Here is an 18,286-nt window from a genome sequence, read left to right as displayed (position 1 = left end):
GTTAAAATCAATAATTCAAAACAACAAGTTGATATACAATTAGTTACAATCTAATTTTTAGAATGATATTTATAAATACCACGAAAAGGTGTTAAAATAGGGTGCTTTTTTGCTATACATTTACTTCATAATCGCAAAACAAAAACACCATGAAAACTTTAAAAAACTTTACTCAAAAATTAAACCTTAATAGTTCTAAAATTGCAAACCTTTCACACATGCGTACTATAAAAGGAGGAATTATTCCTCAATCTGGTACCTGTGCAAATGCCAATAGTAGACCAACAAATACATTTACAGTTTTGTGTGGAAACGATACTGTAGACACACAATAAATAAATACAATTCTTTTTTTTCATTATAAAATGCTATCTCGAAAACTGTGTAAAACTTCGATTTAGCATTTTATGTTTTTAACAACCAACCCTAAAAAGCTCAATGAAACTCAAGTTTCTTTTTTCTCCTAATTATAATGAGTATCGTATGTACAAGCTGTATAAATTTCAACTTACAAAAACCAATATTCGCGCTCAGAAACGATTTATGATTTAAAAACATCAACTGATCATGTCGCAAATATTTTATGCTTTAGAGCTGGAATAATAGGAAAAGAAGTAGAAATGTTCAATTATTTTCAGTCGAGCTGGAATGGACAAAAATAGCGATCAGTTTTACCAAAACAATAAAGAAATTTCACCGGTTGGTCCAAACAATACTGATTTGTGGATTGAAACTGAAAGCTAGATTTACACATAGAAGCAACTATCGTTATCATCATGAAATAAGCGCTTTTAAGAAAGGGAATCTTTCTCCAGCTAAAACTTATAAGGAAATTGAAAATAGTGATATAGAAGTGATTGAAATTCCTTTTCATAACGGTACAAAAGTTCCTTTATCTATCATTTACAAAAAAGAATGGGAAAAGATGGTAAAAATAGAATGTTACTCAACGAATATGATTCACTCCAAAATTGTACTAAACAGTCAAAATAATATAAAGAAACTTGGAATCTAAAAAAATTAAACAAAAAAAGAGCGCTATTGCTAGCACTCTTTTTTATCATTTATAAGTTTCGGAATCTTACATTCCTGTTACTTTTACATCGTCAATGTGGTATCTTGTTTCAGCTCCACCTGCAGCACCTAAGTACTTAAATCCAATATATACATCTCCATCTAAACAAGAAATATTTACATCAGATGGTACAAAGCTACCAAATCCGCTTCCTCCAACTGGAATGTTAGCATCTAGTAATGACCATTCTGCTGTTGTTGGATCTCCAGTAAAGTCTGTTGAAACATATACTTCTAAAACTGTTCCTGTTTCAAAGTTAGCAGAAACATTAAAAGTTAATTCTTCTTGAGTTGTTCCGTCTAAGTTGATTGCTGGCGTTACTAACCAAGCTTCTAAAGGATCTTCTCCTGTACCAAAAGCAGATATTACCATGTATCTATCTCCACTAAATGAACCGTCTTCAAAACGCTCAGAACCTCCTGAAACGTTTACGTTTGTCCACCCTAAAGCATCTAATTGTGCTTCGTTAGTAATAGTTTCAAAATCTTGCTCAAAAACTGTTGTAGCTGAAGAAGTTGGTCCTTGACAGTTTAATACATCTGGATCACAACGTGTTGTTTCCGTAAAGTCGATGTCTGCTAGTGTATTTATAACTAATACATTTGTGTCATCTCCAAAGTCTCTTGTAAAAACTCCTTGAATGCTTCCTTTTTTCTCATCAATTGTTAATGATTTGAAATCAGCAAATGTACTTGTTTGTAATGCAATTGATCCACCAGCAGCACATTCTTGAATAGTTCTGAATCCGTCAAAACTATCAGAAGCTTCTCCTGCGTATGATAATCCTAATTGGTTTAATTGGAATTGTGCATCTTGTAATTGAATGAATGTATTTTCATCCGCTTCCGTTAATTCACCAACTGTTGTAAGCTTTGGTGTAATTTGAGCTACTTCAGTTCCACGAACTACGAAATCATTTAATTCAAATGGTTGAATTTGATCGATATCATTCCCGTTAGGTTTTCCAATAGCGTATACTCCATTCTCTAATCCGATAGCTAAACCGTTCATTTTGATATAAACTTTTCTACCAAATTCGTAGGTATTAAATAAAGCAGATTGATTGATATCTACACGGAATCCTAATCTTGGATCTGCGTCAGATGAAGATCCATCTTTTTTGTTTTGGATTACTAATTCTTCAAAGAAGTTTCCAGCTTTATCATTAGATACTACATATCCTTCAATAATAATTTCATTTTCATCAAGCGCAATTGTAGCGATATCATCACCACTTGCTACTGCTTGTTGGTATCTTGCTACCATATTGTTAAAAGTAGCGTTTGCCGTTAATCCTGGATCAACTGTAGTTGTTCCTGTTGGAATTGCAAATTCATCGTCTTGAACACAAGAAGTAATAACTAATCCCATAATTCCTAAGGTAGCTATTAAACTAAAAATTTTATTTGCTTTCATTTGTTTGAATTTATATTGTTTTGTGCACAACTTAAAGTTACGCAATCTTTAATTTATGTTTTATTAAAATCTAAAATATAGGTTTAAGAAATATGTTCTTCCTCTACCATACCAGTATCTGTTACCAAATACTCTTGTTTCTAGTGCCGAATCGTCTCTTAATTCTCTGAAGTTAGCATTTCTTCCTTGTTCAAATCCTCCAGTTTTGTATTCTTTGTCAAATACATTGTTGATACTTGCAAAGAAACCTACAAAGTAATCTCCTAGTTTCCAAGATTTTCCTCCTACTAGGTTTACAAGCATGTAATCATCAAATTGTTCTTGTCTTAATAACTCACGTGCTACTTCTGGATCATAATCATTGAATACTTGACCATCAGAAAAATCAGTATAGAAGTTACTACTTCTTTGTAATGGGCTTATGTCGATGTAAGCATTAGAAAAGAAATTTGTTGTAGCTCCAAACCACCAATAATCAGGATCTCTGTATTCAAATCCTGCTGAGAACGCTCTTTGCGGTCCACCAGCAACTCTATAGTTTTCTAAATTGGTTTCTCCTAAAGGAAGAACTCCTTCACCTGCTCCAAGATTAACTCCTCCGAAGTTTTCAGAAGATATATATAAATCAGGATTGTTGTCATATGTATATTGACCTAAAGACGCTACACCTTTTAATTTAATGGTTGAAGTAGCTTGTACTTCAATTCCAAGTTCTCCACCAATGTGTCTTTTGTCAACACCTTGTAAAATTTCTTGAATAAAAGCCTGTCCATTAGTATTTGTGTTTACTGTCTCACCGTCAACACTTGCAAAAATTCCATCTGCATAGAAGAAAGAAATTTCGTTTGCATCTTGTATTTTAGTATAATATCCTGTTAAACGTGCTTTTACAATTGGAGATCTGTAAATATAACTTGCATCAAATGACGTAATTTTTTCTTCCGTAATGTTTGGTACAATGTTATGGTTTTCTCTTGAGTTAGAGTACGTGTTACGAATTGATGGTGCTTTTGTAATGTATCCACCATTGAAGTCAAATACGTGACGACCTGTTAGTTTATAGGTAAATCCTGCTTTTGCTCCTATACCTGTAAATGATATTTTTTCACCTTCTCCAAAAGAGTTGTTGACAAAACTACCATTTTGATATAAACCTGTACGTTGGTATGTTGTGTTTTTTACACTAGCAGCTACAAAGAAATCTACTTTTTTGTATTTGAATTGTGCTTGTGCAAATCCTCCAATTGTATTTGATTGAATTTCGAAATTGTAACGAAAACGATCTCCTTCAGTTACCACTCTGTTTGGGTTTCTTAAATCATTTTGTACCGCATTTGGTTCAAATATGTTTGGTGTAGAAAGATCATCAACAAATTGGCTTGCAAAACCATCAACATCTAAAAATCCTCTTCCACCTAATAAATCTGTAACTTCTGCAAAGTTTTCTGATGTTAATGAAGTAAATGTTGCACCAGCATTTAATGTAATATTATCATTAATAGCTGTATTAAAAATTGTATTTGCAGTTAGTTGTTTATCATCACTTCTATCTTCAAATAGAATGTTTACTGCATTTCCACTAAGATTGTTTTGATTTGCTCTGTATAAAGCTACCCAGTCAATTTGTCCACCTTCTATAAATGCTTGTTGCGCTCCAAATTCTAATGCAGGATCTCCTGGGAAGTTTCTAGCAAAATAACTTGGTAATTTTTGGTAATACGTTGGACTTGGGTTTAAACCGCTTCCAATTGGAAATCCACTCACATCTAAATCAGTTCCTCCAAAGTCTAAACGACTTCTTCCTTGCTCTCCAAATTGGTAGGCAATATTTGTGTTTAATCGTGTTTTTTCTGAAATGTCCCAAGTATGATTTAACATTAAGATTGGCTCATCAACTCTACGCACTCTTGAGTTACGCTTTTCTCCATCTTGATATCCCCAAAAATCGTTATATCGAATTCCTTTAAGATCGAATACTTCTTGCGTATTTGCAGAGGATTGTCCTCTTCTGTTAGGTGCATAGATTCCTGTGAAGTTAATGCTGTGTTTGTCGTTTATTTTCTTTTCAACCGAAATTAATAAAGAATTTGCGTCGTAGAAAGTACCGTCGTTAAAACCTTCATCTCCCCATCTTCTTCCTGCTGAAATCGTATACGCCCATCCACTTTCAAGTAAACCAGAAGAATATGATGCCATAATTCTATTGGTGTAACTTCTATCAGATGATGAGTATGTTACTCTACCACCTTCTCTGTATTGAGAAGCTCTTGTGTTAATGTTTGTTGTTCCTAAAATTCCTCCGAAAGTATAATCGTTAGCACTTAGTCCATTTGTAAGTTCTTGATTTCTTACGACATCATTTAATCCTCCCCAGTTACTCCATTGTGGTCTTCCATTGAACTGTTTGTTCATTTCAATACCATTGATAAGTACTGTTCCATTCTCAGAATCTAGTCCTCTTACTCTAAAGAAAGTAGCGCCAAATTCAAAAGCTGCAGTTCTTAAGTAAATATCTCTTGACGATTGTAGTAATCCTGAGATGTTGTCTGCTGCTGTAGAATCATCATTTAATTCATCATCAGTTAAAGATATTAGTGTAACATCTTCTTGAACGAATCTTTTTAACAAAATTGTACCTAAGTCAATTGCCTGACCATCGATAACGGTTACTGGCATTCTTAAAATTGAATAGCCATCTTTGGTGAATACTACATCCACTTCGCCCGCTGCAATATCTGTTAACTTAAAGACTCCAGATGCATCCGTAGTAACTTCTTTGTTGTTGTTACGTGCAACTGAAACCAAAACATTTTGGACAGCGTCATCTGTGTTGGCGTCAATTACTTTACCTGTAATTATGTTTTGTCCACTGACAAACCAAACTGATAGCAATCCAAATAAAAAAATAAGTTTTTTCATACTGTAATTTGCAATTAATTATTATTTAAGTTTAAAAATCTTTAATAACGACGCGCAAATGTACATTTTTTATAATTAATAACTACTTTTGGTCTAGCTTTTGCAAAGATTGTTTAAGATAACATAACATTTATTAAATGAAAAACCTTAAGTCCATAGTAATTCTTGCTTTTTTATTAGCGTTTACCCACGGTTGGGCACAGAAAAAAAAGCAATTTAAAGTACAAACGATTGCATTTTATAATGTAGAAAATTTGTTTGATACTATTAATGACCCATTGAAAGACGACGAGAAGAGTCCAATGATGGAAATTCAAAGAGATCGTTCAAAGATTTATCAAGATAAGATTTCAAAACTTGCACGTGTTATTTCTGATATTGGCTATGATGTTGCTAAAACATCACCTGCTATTTTAGGCGTAGCCGAAGTTGAGAATAAGAAAGTTTTGGAAGACTTGGTAAATGATCCTCAGTTGAAAGATTCCGATTATGGAATTATTCATTTCGATTCGCCAGACAAACGTGGAATTGACGTAGGCTTGTTGTATAAGCAAGACGTTTTTCAACCACATAGCTTTTCAAAACATCCATTGTTTATATATAATGGTGATAAAAGAGTTTATACCCGTGATCAATTATTGGTTTCAGGAGTACTAGACGGTGAAGAAATACATATTATTGTTAATCACTGGCCATCACGTAGTGGTGGAGAAGCTAGAAGTAGACCAAAACGTGTGAAAGCCGCCGAATTGAATAAACGCATTATTGATTCGTTGCAAGATGTTGATAAGCATGCAAAGATTTTTACTTTGGGCGATATGAACGATGATCCTTTTAACGCAAGTATGAAAGATGTACTGAAAACTAAAGATGATCGTGAAGAAGCAAACGGAAAAGATTTGTTTAACCCAATGGGAGGAATGGCAAAGAGCGGAAATGGAACCTTGGCATATAGAGATGGTTGGAATTTGTTTGATCAGATTATATTTACAGCGCCATTGTTAGAAAAAGATTATTCAGAGTACAGATATTATAAAGCTGGAATTTACAATAAAACATATTTATCTAACAAGCGTGGACGCTATAAAGGCTATCCTTTTAGAAGTTTTTCTAGCGGAAGTTATACAGGTGGGTATAGTGACCATTTTCCTGTGTATGTACATTTGATTAAAGAAGTAAAGTAATTTTTAAACATGAGACCGCTTCGCTATTAGATGTTAGATTGCTTCGCAGTTAGAAGCAGTACTAATTCTTTCTAATACAAAGTCTATTGTAAAATTAAATAGATTTCTGCTTTTGCAGAAATGACAAAAAAAATCCTTATCGTACTTAATAAGGGTTTTTTTTGTGCTTAGATTGAATGTTGTTGTACTGAAATTTTATTTGTGTGGCTTTTTAGTCCTGATTGCAGTGGCATCCTTTTTTTGCTTTGCTATATGGCAAAAAAAGATATAACGAAAAGCAGGGAATAACTTCAAAAGATATAAGACCGCTTCGCTGTTAGAATATAGATGTAAGACTTGTTTCGTTTTATGTTTCGACTTCGTTAATGTTTATTCGGAGTAATTTGTAAACCAAAAAAATCCTCATCGTGATTGATGAGGATTTTTGTGTGTTATATGGTTTTGTATTTTATAATCCTAACCACTGATTCCAAGGCAATCTGGATAGTATTAATAGCAATCCTAAACCGTAAAAGAAAGCGATTTTACCAAAAGCTCTTTTATCTGTTTGTTGTTTTTTATGTTTAGACCAACCTATTGTGATAAAGATGATAGCAAGAATTCCGACAAAAGGATGTTCTAACGCCAGTAAACGTTCTGCAGCACTCATACCACCCATTCCACGATTGGAAATCATACTCATACCAAATGGTGATGTGAAATAGAGAATTAACCCTATTAGTAATTGTAAATGTGTAAAGATGAGCGCAAATAACGAAATGCGTAAATCTTTGGAGACGAATTTTTTACCTGAAGCAAACCCTATAATTGCGTTAGCTACCGCTACAATTAGTATTAGAAGGACAAAGTATGCCCAATAAGAATGCAACATTTTTATAGTACTGTACATAAGTTTATTTTTAGTTGATATACAAAGGTACTTATTTTTATGAAACAAAAAGCCCTGCTGAGTTAGTTCAGCAGGGCTTTTGTATTTATATATTTTCTAATTGCTTAGAAGTTGTAACGTACACTAAAGTTCCACGTTCTTCCAAATCCGAAGAATACTTTGTTACTTACGTTAACGCCATCATAATTATTTGCAGGATCTGAGTCAGCAGGATCATTTGTCGCTGATTCAGCAATGTATTCTGTATCAAATAAGTTATTGATGTTCAATCGGAAGTTGATTGAGTTACTTTTTTCTTTTCCAACTAACATTTTGAAAGATACTCCAGCATCAAATAAGTTATAAGCTGGCAATTCTAATTGTGTTCCTCCATTATCAGCAACTGTAATGTTATCATCTTCTGTATCAGCAAATTCATCCGCGTTAAAGTTTGCGTATAAGTTGTCAGCTCTAAACCAAGCAACATCAAATTTTAAACGCTCAACTGGCTCAACAATTACTGCTAATCTAGAGGTCATTTGTGCAGCATCACCAACTTTAACTCCATCTAAAACTAATTCTGTTTGTCCAAGTAAGTTTTGGTTGTCATCAAATGCGTTTCCAGAAGGATTTCCTTTGTATTCCCAGTTTCCAAAAGAAGTCATTCCTCTGAATGTTAAGTATGATGTAGGCTTGTAAGTAGCTTCAAATTCAACTCCCATGTGTACTTGCTCAACACCACTAATGTTTGCTGTTCCTTGTACATCATCATCTTCGTTATTATCAGTATTGTCTCCACCTAAACCATCACCTTGTGTATCAAATGTTTTTGCTACAGTAATGAATCTATCATTCCAAGAAGTTCTGTATATGTTTACACTTACGTTTAAGTTTTCGTTTTTGAAACCGTATCCTAATTCAGCTCCGAATACTTTTTCGTTTCTGTAATCAGTGTTTAATTCATTTCGGAAATTAACATAAACTGCATCAAATAATGGCTGCTTAGAGTAGTATCCAACGTTACCATAAACGTTATGATTTTCGTCAATGTTATAGTTTAATCCACCTTTAATGTTTCCACCTAAGATGTTTTCCCAATCTGTAACTTGATTTGGATCTGAATTTAAGTAGTTAAAGAAATCTTCTCTTTTGAACCCTTGGTTAGATGCTCCAAACTGAACAAAAGCAGAGATTGCTTCTTTTTTATATTCTAATTGTCCAAATACTCCTGCCCAACGTACTAAACCTGTGTTGTAGTAGTCAATTTTATTTTCATCATCAATGTCTTTAAATACATTTACGATTGAAGAAAAACTAGAACTGTATGTAGTTGATTGAATAATGAACGGATTGTTTACATCTGCATTATCTCTATATCCGTCAGCACCTAATAAATTGTCTAATCTTCTGTAGTGGAATCCTTTGTAACTTCTTAAATCAAGACCAACATCTAACGTTAAGGTTTCGTTTAATTCAGTGTTAAGGTTTGCCAATACTCCATACCAGTTATGAGAGTTTATAGAAGCTCTTCTTACAAATCCGTTTCTTCTTTGAACACCAGGTAAATCACTTGTACTGATGTTTGGATTGTTAACGATTTGAGTTCCTGTTTGGAAATCTGGTTGTGCTGCAAAAGGAGCGTCCGTACCAAATGTTGTTGGCGTTCCTGAGTTTGAAGCTATGATTTTATCCCATAACACAACTCCTGTATTTGGATCTCTGAATTTACTAGAACTAGCGAAACTTCCATTTAGTCTACCTAAATCTCCTGTTCCTCCTCCACGTCCCCATGAAGCATATAATGATGTAGATAATTTAGTTTTTTCAGAAATATTCCAATCCCAGTTTAAAGATACTACTGGTTTGTGATAGAAGTTCTTTCTCCATCCAAAGTCTTCACCATTTAATGTACCGTGGTTGTAGTTATATTTTTTACCATATTGTAAGTAGTCGCCAAGTGTTGCCATGTTAAAGAAACTTGTTGTTCTTTGGTCATGCTCTTGTGGTGCTCCAGTTACACTAAACTGAATATCGTGTTTTCTATTTTCATCAGTCCATCCAAATCCTAAGAAATAGTTGTATCCTGTAAAAGATGTTCCGTTAATGTATCCGTCTCCAGCAGTTCTACTAAATAATCCAGTGAATGCAAATCCGTTGTCCATTCTTCCTGTCGAGTAAGAAGCAATGGTTTTTAAGTAGTTATCGTTACCTAATGTAGTTCCAACAAATCCACCTTCGTTTCTTTCTGTGGTTTTTGTTACAATGTTTAATGTACCACCAACAGATGAGATCGCTAATTTAGAAGAACCTAAACCTCTTTGTACTTGAATTGCAGAAGCAACATCAGCCAAACCAGTCCAGTTACTCCAGAAAACAGCTCCGTTTTCCATGTCGTTTACAGGAACACCATTAATCAATACCGCAGTATTTCTTTGGTCAAATCCACGAATGTTGATTCTTGAATCTCCAAATCCACCACCAGATTTTGTAGCATATACAGAAGGTGTAGCGTTTAATAATTCAGGAAGTTCTTGGTTACCTAATCTTTCAACAATTTCTTCAGCTTTAATCGTAGAAACTGCAACAGGAGTTTCACGCTCTTTCGCGATATCAACTACACCAACAATTACTACCTCATCTAATGAATTGTCTGAAACTAACGTAATAGTTCCTAGATCTTTTGTTCCACCAGTTACGTTGAATGTAACAGTTTTAGTTCCAAACCCTACGTATGATACTTCAATTGTACCCGTAGCTGTTGTTACGTTTAATTTAAATTTCCCATCAAAGTCGGTTGATGCTCCATTTTTTGTTCCTTTCACAACTACACTTGCACCTGGTAATGGACCAAGGTCTCCATCTACTACTGTACCTGTAATTGTTCCTTGAGAAAAAGCAGTTGATGTTGCAAAGAACATCGCCACTACTAGAAACAAATTGTAAATTGTTTTCATAAGTTTTATTAGTTTATTTAATGCCGCAAAAATCGTATTTATTGTGCATGCATACATTAAGCGAATGTTAAATATTTTAACATTTCTTCAAAAATACACTTTTAACTTATTTGATTGTTTTGTGGTAAATTAAGATATAAACTAAATTATTAACACTTATTTTCTCTTTTCTTTAAAGAATCTCAAAAGATTTGAAGTTGAACTGTCGTGTTCCGTAATTTCAGGACTCTTAATGTCAGTTAAAATTTTAGTTGCGAGTTGTTTTCCAAGCTCAACTCCCCATTGATCGTAACTAAATATATTCCAAATAACACCTTGTACAAATATTTTGTGTTCATATAGTGCAATTAATGCACCTAAACTTTCAGGTGTTAGTTTGTCTATTAAGATGGTGTTTGTAGGTTTGTTTCCTTCAAATATTTTATATGGAAGTAATTTTTCTATCTCAGAAGCTTGCATACCTTTTGCGGTAAGCTCAGCATTAACTTCTTCTTTAGTTTTTCCGTTTAGTAATGCTTCTGTTTGTGCAAAGAAGTTAGCCATTAATTTTTCATGATGGTCTACATTCGTTTTTAATGAATGTACATAGCCAATGAAATCCGCAGGAATCAATTTTGTACCTTGATGAATGAGTTGAAAAAATGCATGTTGCGAATTTGTCCCAGGTTCACCCCAAATAAGTGTTCCTGTTTCGTAATTGACACGATTTCCTTTTCTGTCTACACTTTTACCATTACTTTCCATGATTCCTTGTTGCAAGTATGCCGCAAAACGATGTAAGTATTGTGTATATGGAATGATGGCTTCACTTTCGGCTCCATAAAAATTGTTATACCATATACTTAGCAATGCTAAAACTACAGGAATATTTTCATCAAACGAAGCTGTTTTAAAATGTTCGTCCATATCATGCGCGCCTGCTAATAGTTTGTCAAAGTTGTCATAACCTGTTGCCAAACTAATAGATAAACCAACGGCGCTCCATAATGAAAAACGTCCGCCAACCCAATTCCACATAGGAAATACGTTTTCAGAAGCAATTCCGAATTCGTTTATTTTTTCCAAATTTGTAGATACTGCCACAAAGTGTTTTGCTACTGCTTCTTCAGACGCATGCGATAGAAACCATTTTCTGATCGTCATTGCATTTGTCAACGTTTCTTGTGTAGTAAATGTTTTAGAAACAATGACAAATAAAGTAGTTTCTGGGTTTAAATTTTTAATTACTTCTTGTACATGATCGCCATCTACATTGGATACAAAATGTACATTTAAATGATTTTTGTAGTGCAGTAATGCTTCTGTTACCATTGCCGGACCTAAATCTGAACCACCAATACCAATGTTTACAACATCTGTAAAAGCTTTTCCTGTGTGTCCTTTTTTGCTTCCAGAAATGACTGCTTCTGAGAATTGTTTTATTTTTTCTTTTACTTCATATATTTCAGGAATGATATTTTTTCCGTCTACATCAACTTTAGCATTTTCTTTTTCGCGCAAAGCGGTATGTAACACAGCTCTTCCTTCTGTTTCATTAATACTATCGCCATCGAAGTATTTTTGAATGTTTTCTTTTAAATTTACTTCATCAGCTAATTCTAACAATAAATCCATCGTTTCTTGTGAGATTCGATTTTTAGAATAATCTACGTAGAAATCTTTCCATTGAATTGAAAAACGATTGGCTCTTTCGGTATCAGTTTTAAAATATTCTTTTAACGCAAACGATTTCGTTGCATAGAAATGCTCCTGAAGTTTATTCCAAACTTCAGTTTCTGTGGGATTTATGTTTGTTAACATGAGTTTTAGTTTATAGCAGTTATTGGTGCTTGTTCTATAATATCTTGTGGTGGAAGCGGTACTTCTTCAATGCCGTCAATTTGAGTTTTTAACGGTTTAATGTGTTCTAAATAGGATGCTTTTAGTGTTGCATCAATAGGATCGGCGTCGGGTAGTTTTTGTTTGAATGGATCTACTTGTTTTCCATTTTTCCAGAAACGATAACATACATGCGGACCAGAAGTGTTTCCTGTCATTCCAACCCAACCAATTACGTCTCCTTGTTTTACAAAGTCGCCTACTTTTACTTTACGCTTTTTCATGTGTAAGTATTGTGTTGTGTAGGTACTGTTGTGTTTTACTTTTACGTAGTTTCCGTTTCCGCCTCTACGCGCAGATTCAACCACAACGCCATTGGCTGTGGAAATAATTGGTGTTCCGCGTGGTGCGGCAAAGTCTGTTCCTTTGTGCGCTCTAATTCTGTTTCCGTATAGTTTGATGCGTCTTCGTAAGTTGTATCGTGATGTGATACGGATATTTTTAAAAATTAAAGGTGCTTTTAGGAATGCACGACGTAAGTTTTTAGCATTTTCATCATAGTAATCTACAATTTGTTTTACGCTATCGGTTTCAAATTCAAAGGCATAAAATGGTTCGTCGTTGTGTTTGAAGTATGCCGCTTTTATTTTTTCAATTCCCACGAAAGTGGTATCATTTATATATTTTTCGGTATAAATAAGCTTGTATTGATCTCCTTTTTGCAAACGAAAGAAATCAATTGTCCATGCATAAATATCAGACATTTCACCTACTAATTTTTGACTTAAGCCAGCTTCGTCAATTGCACCCGATAACGAACTTGTAATAACACCTGATGTTTCTTTTTCTACTATTTTGACAGGTTTACTTTCCGTATACGCATTGATTGAGTCTTTAAATTTTATCACCACATAATCAATACTATTTGGTTGGTATATGAAACATTCTGGTCGTTGAAGCGAATCATCTTTTGTACATAATAGTGTATATGGTTTTCCAGCAGTAATTCTACTGATATCAAATGTGTCTTTTGTTTGTTCTACAATATTGAAAACAGTTCCGTAGCCAATGTTGTTTTTTTCAAGAATTTTCCCAAAGCTATCTCCATTTCGCACCGTATCTTTTACAACAACGTAGTCATTTAAGTGAAATCCGAATTCCATCGGGTCAGGAGCTGGCGCTTCTATCTGTACCGTTTCTTTTGGTTCCTCTTTGGTTTCTTTACATGCGTTGAAACCTATTAACAGTAGTGTAAGCAGTAAAATTTTCCCTATTCTCATTGTTTCCTTTCTGTATTGAAGATATGGTCTACCCATTCTTTTCCCCAGTCATTTTTTTCATTTTCGCTCCAAATTTCTGGAAAAAAGATGACTTTCTGAAAACTTGGCGGTAAATATTCTCTCCAATTTGTTCCACCAGTTGCTTCAATAGTCTTTTTTTCACGTCTTAAGTAGCGATATGCTGATCCCATATGCATTAATGGCCAATTGACATTTGCGTTTAAATCTAGACTTTTTAATGCTGAAATTAAATTTTTGTTTTGTTTTACTTCTGAAGGCAACGCTAAATAACGGTGATATATTGTGCTCATTTTAACTTCATTGGCAATTCGCATGAAACGTGGCGTATATCTGTATTCAAATTGTTTTAACGTAAGTGTTTTTTCTCCTGTTTCACTATCTGTTGCACCTTTTTTCCAATAGATGTTTTCGTATAAATCGTCTAAGGTGTTTTCTACTGAAAATTGATCTCGTACTGAATAATGCACTAAGTTTTCTAGTGGTGTTGCATACAATTCAATCATTCTGTATTGTGCGGATTGAAACCCGCTAGCTGGCAACAACGACATTCGATAGTTTAAGAATTGTTCTTTTTCCATACCATTAATCATGATTTCGAAAGAAGATATTAATGCTTTGAAATAATTGTTGATTCGATGAATGCGTTGTGTAAAAAATGCTGCCGTTTGGTGTTTGTCATCAATGAGTTGCTTTTGCTCATGAATGATGAGTTTGAAGTATAATTCAGTGATTTGATGATACATAATGAAGATTTCTTCATCAGGAAAAAACGTGCGTGGTATTTGTAAACTGAGTAAGGTATCTAAGTGAATGTATTCCCAATAGGTTAAATATCGTTGATGCAATAAGCCGTCAAGATATGAGCCTAAGTCTTGCCCAGAATTTGTGTATTTCTTGTCTAATTTTTCAATTCGTTCCGCAATTTCTGGTGGAATTTCCATATTTCTTTAATCTACTATTATTTTGAAAGGATGCTTTAATCCTTTGAATGCATCTAAATCTGCTTTTAATGAACCTACAGCAAGTTTCGCTTTGATACGAATTGGAATTTTGTTTTCATCATTAGAAACCCATAATGTTAAACTTTCATTTTCCTTAAAAACACGTCCAGCTTGTACGTACGGTCTAAATTTTAGACAAGCAACTTTTCCAAATTTGGTACGCATTACTTCTTCTCCTAAGTATTTTAGCTTGAATTTGAAGTTTTCTTTGTCAAAAAACATATTCAACACAATTTCTTCTCCTACTTTAATGTCTGAAACATCATAATTGTTTCGCAAGTAATAAAACGCCGAAACCATGTCTTGCACATCTTTTTCTATGTTGTACTCCTTTTTTGTGTTGTGTTTTTTGTTGTTAACTACAGCTTTTTGCTTGTTGTAATTGAAGTCAATTTCAATATCTTTTGTGTGTCCGCCTTCATCAATTTTTCTGATGAATTTGTATGGCGTGCCAGTTTCTTTGTCAAAGTAGCTTTCGTAATTGTCGTCTACTTTGAAAAACCAACTTGCAAATCCTGTCGTTTTTCCTTTTCCAACGACATGAAATACACTTTTCCCATTAAGATATTCGTCTTTAACTTCTAGTGTGGCATAACTCGCGTTTATGATTCCGTAGTGGATTCTAAATTTGAACCATTCGCCAGATTTGAATGCATTATTTTTTTGTTGCGCTTGTGATGCAATGCATACCAGCAAGCATAGTATAGTAAATGTACGTTTCATGTTTGATGTAAAGGTTTGTAAAAATAATAAAATACTTGTTACTTTTTGTTAATTTATTGTTGTAACGCAATTACTATTCCAAAAAAAAGCGTAGAAATTAATATTTACTATAAAATGACCTGTCTTTTTTACTGTTTTCACCTTTGTACATCATCAGAATTTTAAAATCCTTGATTTTCATACGACAAGCTGTAAACTATAAAAAAAATAACAGTTAACAAATATATGATTCAAGAATATATTGTATATTTCTGATTACTTTATGAGCCGACTTCTTACAAACCTATGTTATGATTACAAGCATTTATTGCACACTACCAACGATTCGAGTTCAGGCATTATACATTAGTATACTGAGTGCTTTTACATTTTTTTCTTACAGCGCAACAGCACAAGAGTCTAACCAAAAACCAAATGTCTCAATTTCTCAAGCGATGCAATTGTTTATTTCGGAATCTGACTCTATAGATGCGATTGAAGAGTTGATTGTAGATACTTTCCAAGAGAAAAAAGATACTATTTTGGGCTTGGCTTACTGCAATTCTTATTTACAAAGAGGGAAAAAAGAAAACGATTATGAAATTCAATATTTTTCTAGTTTTCAAATGACGTATATGTATTATTTAAAATCTGATTATAATGAAGCTATACGCTATGGAAGTTTGTCTGTAAAACTGGCAACTAAATTACAAGATACGCTTCAAGGAATTTCTAGTTATTCACTATTAGGAAGCTCTTTGTATGTCATAGGAAATTACGATGAAGCTCTTGAATCGTATTTGTCTGCAAAAAGATTATCAAACCTTATAGAAGATTCTCCTTATGAGATATTATGCCTGACAAATATTGCAAATACACGTTTAAAATTACGTCGGTTTGAAGATGCCTTAAAAGATTTTAATAACGTGTTAACAATTATGAAAGAGGAAGATAGCACTACTTTTTCACAATATGATGAAACGTATTTGAGTGCCACTTTAGGGAAAGGATTAGCACTTTCTGAATTGAACAGACTTGAAGAAGCCGAACAAATTAATAACGAAGGAATTCGGTTTAGTAAAGAGAAAAAAGATGAAAAGCACGAAGCTTATTTCAATATTAACTTGGGTCATATTTATTATAAAAAAGGACGCTACGATAAATCACTCGGTTTTTTGAAAGATGGAAAGTATATGTTGCGTGATTTTAGTGATTTGGAGAATAATAAATTTATTGCGAATTATTTTATCGCCAAAAATTATGATAAACTAGAAAGATACGATGAAGCGCTGGCGCTGTTAGATAGTAATTTTGAACGTATTGGCAATCAAACAAATACTGACAAGACCGTAGAAATGTATGAATTGGCTATTGATATTTCCAAAATTTTAGGAGATAAAGAAAAGCAAATATTTTATTTACATAAACAAAAAGAAGTTAGTGACGCAAAGAATAAGCGAAAATCATTAGCCAAAGAAATTTTGTTTGAAGATGATATGAATGAACAGAAAATGAAAAATGAGAAGTTAGAAAATGAAAAAACGCAAAGCTTAGTGGACAAACGAATTATTTTGTTCATTTCGGCCATCTTGTTATTGATTGTGCTTTTCGTTTTTTTATCATATCACAAAAAAACCAAGTTAAACGAACAAAAGTTTTTAGCCATTATTGAAGACATTTCAAAGGATAAAGCGTCGAAAAAGTCTAAAGAAGTATCGCAAGTTTCAAAAATTAAAGATGAAAAAGCCAAACTCATTCTCGAAAAATTACACGATTTAGAAGAAACACAATTTTTCCTTTCGCAAGATGCTACATTACACAATACAGCAAAATTATTAAACACAAATACAACCTATTTGTCACAAGCGTTAAATGCGGTTGAAAAACAATCATTTAGTCAATACTTAAATAAACTCAGAATTGACTATGTTTTGGTAAAGCTTAAAGAAGATGCTGTCTTTCGATCGTATACAATTCATGCAATTTCTACAGAAATAGGATATAAAAGTGCCACCACCTTTATTAAGGAGTTTAAAAACAAAACTGGGCTAAATCCTTCGTATTATGTTAAAAAAATTAAGAATTAACGTACTTATTTTGTTTAAATTTATAAATATGAACAGTTACCCTTTGTAGCGAACATTTAAATATTCATACTTTACTAGAGTATAATCAAAAAACTCGATTGTTATGAAATTAAAAATTTACACACTTACCACATTCTGTTTATTTTTTATGATAAAAATAAACGCACAAGACATGTACTCATTTGCGGAAGTTGAAAATCAAATTGATTTGACACTTACGATTGAAGATGGTCCGTCAGGGCAAACATTTGAATTACTTACTGAAGATAATCACAATATAGATTACAGGCATGACTTTATTAATTACAATATTAGTCTGGAGTATAAATCAGATCTCCATAGTGATGGATTTTTCTGGTTGAGCTGTTATTTTTTACCAATAGGTTCTAATGCACCTATTACACTTCCAGACCCACTGCTGGGTGCAACTGCTCCAGTCATTATTCCGCCAGTGAGAAAGAAAAAGGGGGAAGTTTCCAAACTTTTTTCGTCAAATGACTATCCTCACGTAGCGAAAGTAGTCTACTATATGCGTCCAACTGTTTATCAGGTTACCATTGAATTATTAAGGTATAAAACTCGACAAGATTATCTTGAAGGAAATGAGGATAACTCAGTTCATTTTAAGAAAATAATATTTGTAAACGCTGCTCATCCTGCGCCAAGTGGCAGAAATGCTGCTGTGACAACGTATCCAAATCCAAGCGTTAATTATTTGACAATTGAATTTACCGAAAATGGAACAGAAAATCCATCTGCACCAACTATGCCATTACAAGTAGCTATTTTTAATGACAAAGGATTGAAAGTTAGCGAACATAGCTTGACTAATTTTACAAAGAATGCAAATAAAACACGTTACAACTTAGATACTTCTAATTTGCCGAAAGGAATGTACTTCTGTACAATACAACAAGGAACATTTACGCAAGTCAAAACTATTATTAAAGAATAAAACAAT

At 33.3% G+C, this 18,286-nt stretch carries 13 protein-coding genes; 5 read left to right on the top strand and 8 right to left on the bottom strand.

The genetic code is table 11. The features are described 5' to 3' along the window. Positions 1 to 149: 149 nt before the first annotated feature. A complete protein-coding gene (locus ACQ654_RS15510) occupies positions 150 to 335 on the top strand; it encodes a hypothetical protein (RefSeq protein ID WP_430411255.1) in 186 nt (61 codons plus the stop codon). A gap of 392 nt (positions 336 to 727) precedes the next feature. Then, complete coding sequence (locus ACQ654_RS15505) at positions 728 to 1,015, top strand: hypothetical protein (RefSeq protein ID WP_430411254.1); 288 nt, start codon at positions 728 to 730, stop codon at positions 1,013 to 1,015. A 66-nt stretch (positions 1,016 to 1,081) separates the two neighbouring features. Here ACQ654_RS15505 and ACQ654_RS15500 read toward each other — a convergent pair whose 3' ends face one another. Continuing rightward, on the bottom strand, positions 1,082 to 2,491 hold the full coding sequence (locus tag ACQ654_RS15500) for a DUF5689 domain-containing protein (RefSeq protein WP_430411253.1): 1,410 nt from the start codon (positions 2,489 to 2,491) through the stop codon (positions 1,082 to 1,084). A 63-nt stretch (positions 2,492 to 2,554) separates the two neighbouring features. Beyond that, positions 2,555 to 5,410, bottom strand: coding sequence for a carboxypeptidase regulatory-like domain-containing protein (locus tag ACQ654_RS15495; protein ID WP_430411252.1), 2,856 nt, complete (start codon positions 5,408 to 5,410; stop codon positions 2,555 to 2,557). A 137-nt stretch (positions 5,411 to 5,547) separates the two neighbouring features. Here ACQ654_RS15495 and ACQ654_RS15490 point away from each other — a divergent pair, with 137 nt between their 5' ends. Beyond that, positions 5,548 to 6,594, top strand: coding sequence for an endonuclease/exonuclease/phosphatase family protein (locus tag ACQ654_RS15490; RefSeq protein ID WP_430411251.1), 1,047 nt, complete (start codon positions 5,548 to 5,550; stop codon positions 6,592 to 6,594). 448 nt (positions 6,595 to 7,042) lie between these two features. Here the strand turns inward: ACQ654_RS15490 and ACQ654_RS15485 are convergent, their stop codons facing one another. The 6 genes from ACQ654_RS15485 to ACQ654_RS15460 form a co-directional block, all read right to left on the bottom strand. Then, positions 7,043 to 7,483, bottom strand: coding sequence for a hypothetical protein (locus ACQ654_RS15485; RefSeq protein ID WP_430411250.1), 441 nt, complete (start codon positions 7,481 to 7,483; stop codon positions 7,043 to 7,045). Between the two features lie 104 nt (positions 7,484 to 7,587). Continuing rightward, the gene (locus ACQ654_RS15480) at positions 7,588 to 10,416 is read right to left on the bottom strand and encodes a TonB-dependent receptor (RefSeq protein ID WP_430411249.1); all 2,829 of its coding nucleotides are present in this window, start codon (positions 10,414 to 10,416) and stop codon (positions 7,588 to 7,590) included. 156 nt (positions 10,417 to 10,572) lie between these two features. Continuing rightward, positions 10,573 to 12,216, bottom strand: a complete 1,644-nt coding sequence (gene pgi / locus ACQ654_RS15475; RefSeq protein WP_430411248.1) for a glucose-6-phosphate isomerase — start codon at positions 12,214 to 12,216, stop codon at positions 10,573 to 10,575. A 5-nt stretch (positions 12,217 to 12,221) separates the two neighbouring features. After that, complete coding sequence (locus tag ACQ654_RS15470; protein ID WP_430411247.1) at positions 12,222 to 13,514, bottom strand: peptidoglycan DD-metalloendopeptidase family protein; 1,293 nt, start codon at positions 13,512 to 13,514, stop codon at positions 12,222 to 12,224. Next, positions 13,511 to 14,476 carry a tryptophan 2,3-dioxygenase family protein gene (locus tag ACQ654_RS15465; protein WP_430411246.1) on the bottom strand — a complete coding sequence of 322 codons (966 nt, stop codon included), beginning with the start codon at positions 14,474 to 14,476 and terminating at the stop codon, positions 13,511 to 13,513. The genes ACQ654_RS15470 and ACQ654_RS15465 overlap by 4 nt, the downstream gene beginning before the upstream one ends. Before the next feature lie 6 nt (positions 14,477 to 14,482). Continuing rightward, on the bottom strand, positions 14,483 to 15,259 hold the full coding sequence (locus ACQ654_RS15460) for a DUF3108 domain-containing protein (protein ID WP_430411245.1): 777 nt from the start codon (positions 15,257 to 15,259) through the stop codon (positions 14,483 to 14,485). 290 nt (positions 15,260 to 15,549) lie between these two features. Here ACQ654_RS15460 and ACQ654_RS15455 point away from each other — a divergent pair, with 290 nt between their 5' ends. Both ACQ654_RS15455 and ACQ654_RS15450 read left to right on the top strand, forming a co-directional pair. Further along, a complete protein-coding gene (locus ACQ654_RS15455; protein ID WP_430411244.1) occupies positions 15,550 to 17,325 on the top strand; it encodes a tetratricopeptide repeat protein in 1,776 nt (591 codons plus the stop codon). A gap of 103 nt (positions 17,326 to 17,428) precedes the next feature. Then, positions 17,429 to 18,280: a T9SS type A sorting domain-containing protein gene (locus ACQ654_RS15450; protein WP_430411243.1), complete on the top strand. Its 852-nt coding sequence runs from the start codon at positions 17,429 to 17,431 to the stop codon at positions 18,278 to 18,280. The last annotated feature ends 6 nt before the right edge of the window (positions 18,281 to 18,286 follow it).

Origin of the sequence: Kordia sp. (assembly GCF_965283645.1) — a bacterium.
Lineage (GTDB): Bacteria > Bacteroidota > Bacteroidia > Flavobacteriales > Flavobacteriaceae > Kordia.
Note: the sequence above shows the minus strand (reverse complement) of the source record. Positions and strands in the feature narration are given on the sequence as shown.

Coding starts and splice junctions, on each gene's coding strand:
- ACQ654_RS15480 (WP_430411249.1), bottom strand. CDS start 10,416: ATGAAAACAATTTACAATTTGTTTCTAGTAGTGGCGATGTTCTTTGCA.
- ACQ654_RS15455 (WP_430411244.1), top strand. CDS start 15,550: ATGATTACAAGCATTTATTGCACACTACCAACGATTCGAGTTCAGGCA.
- ACQ654_RS15510 (WP_430411255.1), top strand. CDS start 150: ATGAAAACTTTAAAAAACTTTACTCAAAAATTAAACCTTAATAGTTCT.
- ACQ654_RS15495 (WP_430411252.1), bottom strand. CDS start 5,410: ATGAAAAAACTTATTTTTTTATTTGGATTGCTATCAGTTTGGTTTGTC.
- pgi (WP_430411248.1), bottom strand. CDS start 12,216: ATGTTAACAAACATAAATCCCACAGAAACTGAAGTTTGGAATAAACTT.
- ACQ654_RS15465 (WP_430411246.1), bottom strand. CDS start 14,476: ATGGAAATTCCACCAGAAATTGCGGAACGAATTGAAAAATTAGACAAG.
- ACQ654_RS15485 (WP_430411250.1), bottom strand. CDS start 7,483: ATGTACAGTACTATAAAAATGTTGCATTCTTATTGGGCATACTTTGTC.
- ACQ654_RS15460 (WP_430411245.1), bottom strand. CDS start 15,259: ATGAAACGTACATTTACTATACTATGCTTGCTGGTATGCATTGCATCA.
- ACQ654_RS15470 (WP_430411247.1), bottom strand. CDS start 13,514: ATGAGAATAGGGAAAATTTTACTGCTTACACTACTGTTAATAGGTTTC.
- ACQ654_RS15450 (WP_430411243.1), top strand. CDS start 17,429: ATGAAATTAAAAATTTACACACTTACCACATTCTGTTTATTTTTTATG.
- ACQ654_RS15500 (WP_430411253.1), bottom strand. CDS start 2,491: ATGAAAGCAAATAAAATTTTTAGTTTAATAGCTACCTTAGGAATTATG.
- ACQ654_RS15490 (WP_430411251.1), top strand. CDS start 5,548: ATGAAAAACCTTAAGTCCATAGTAATTCTTGCTTTTTTATTAGCGTTT.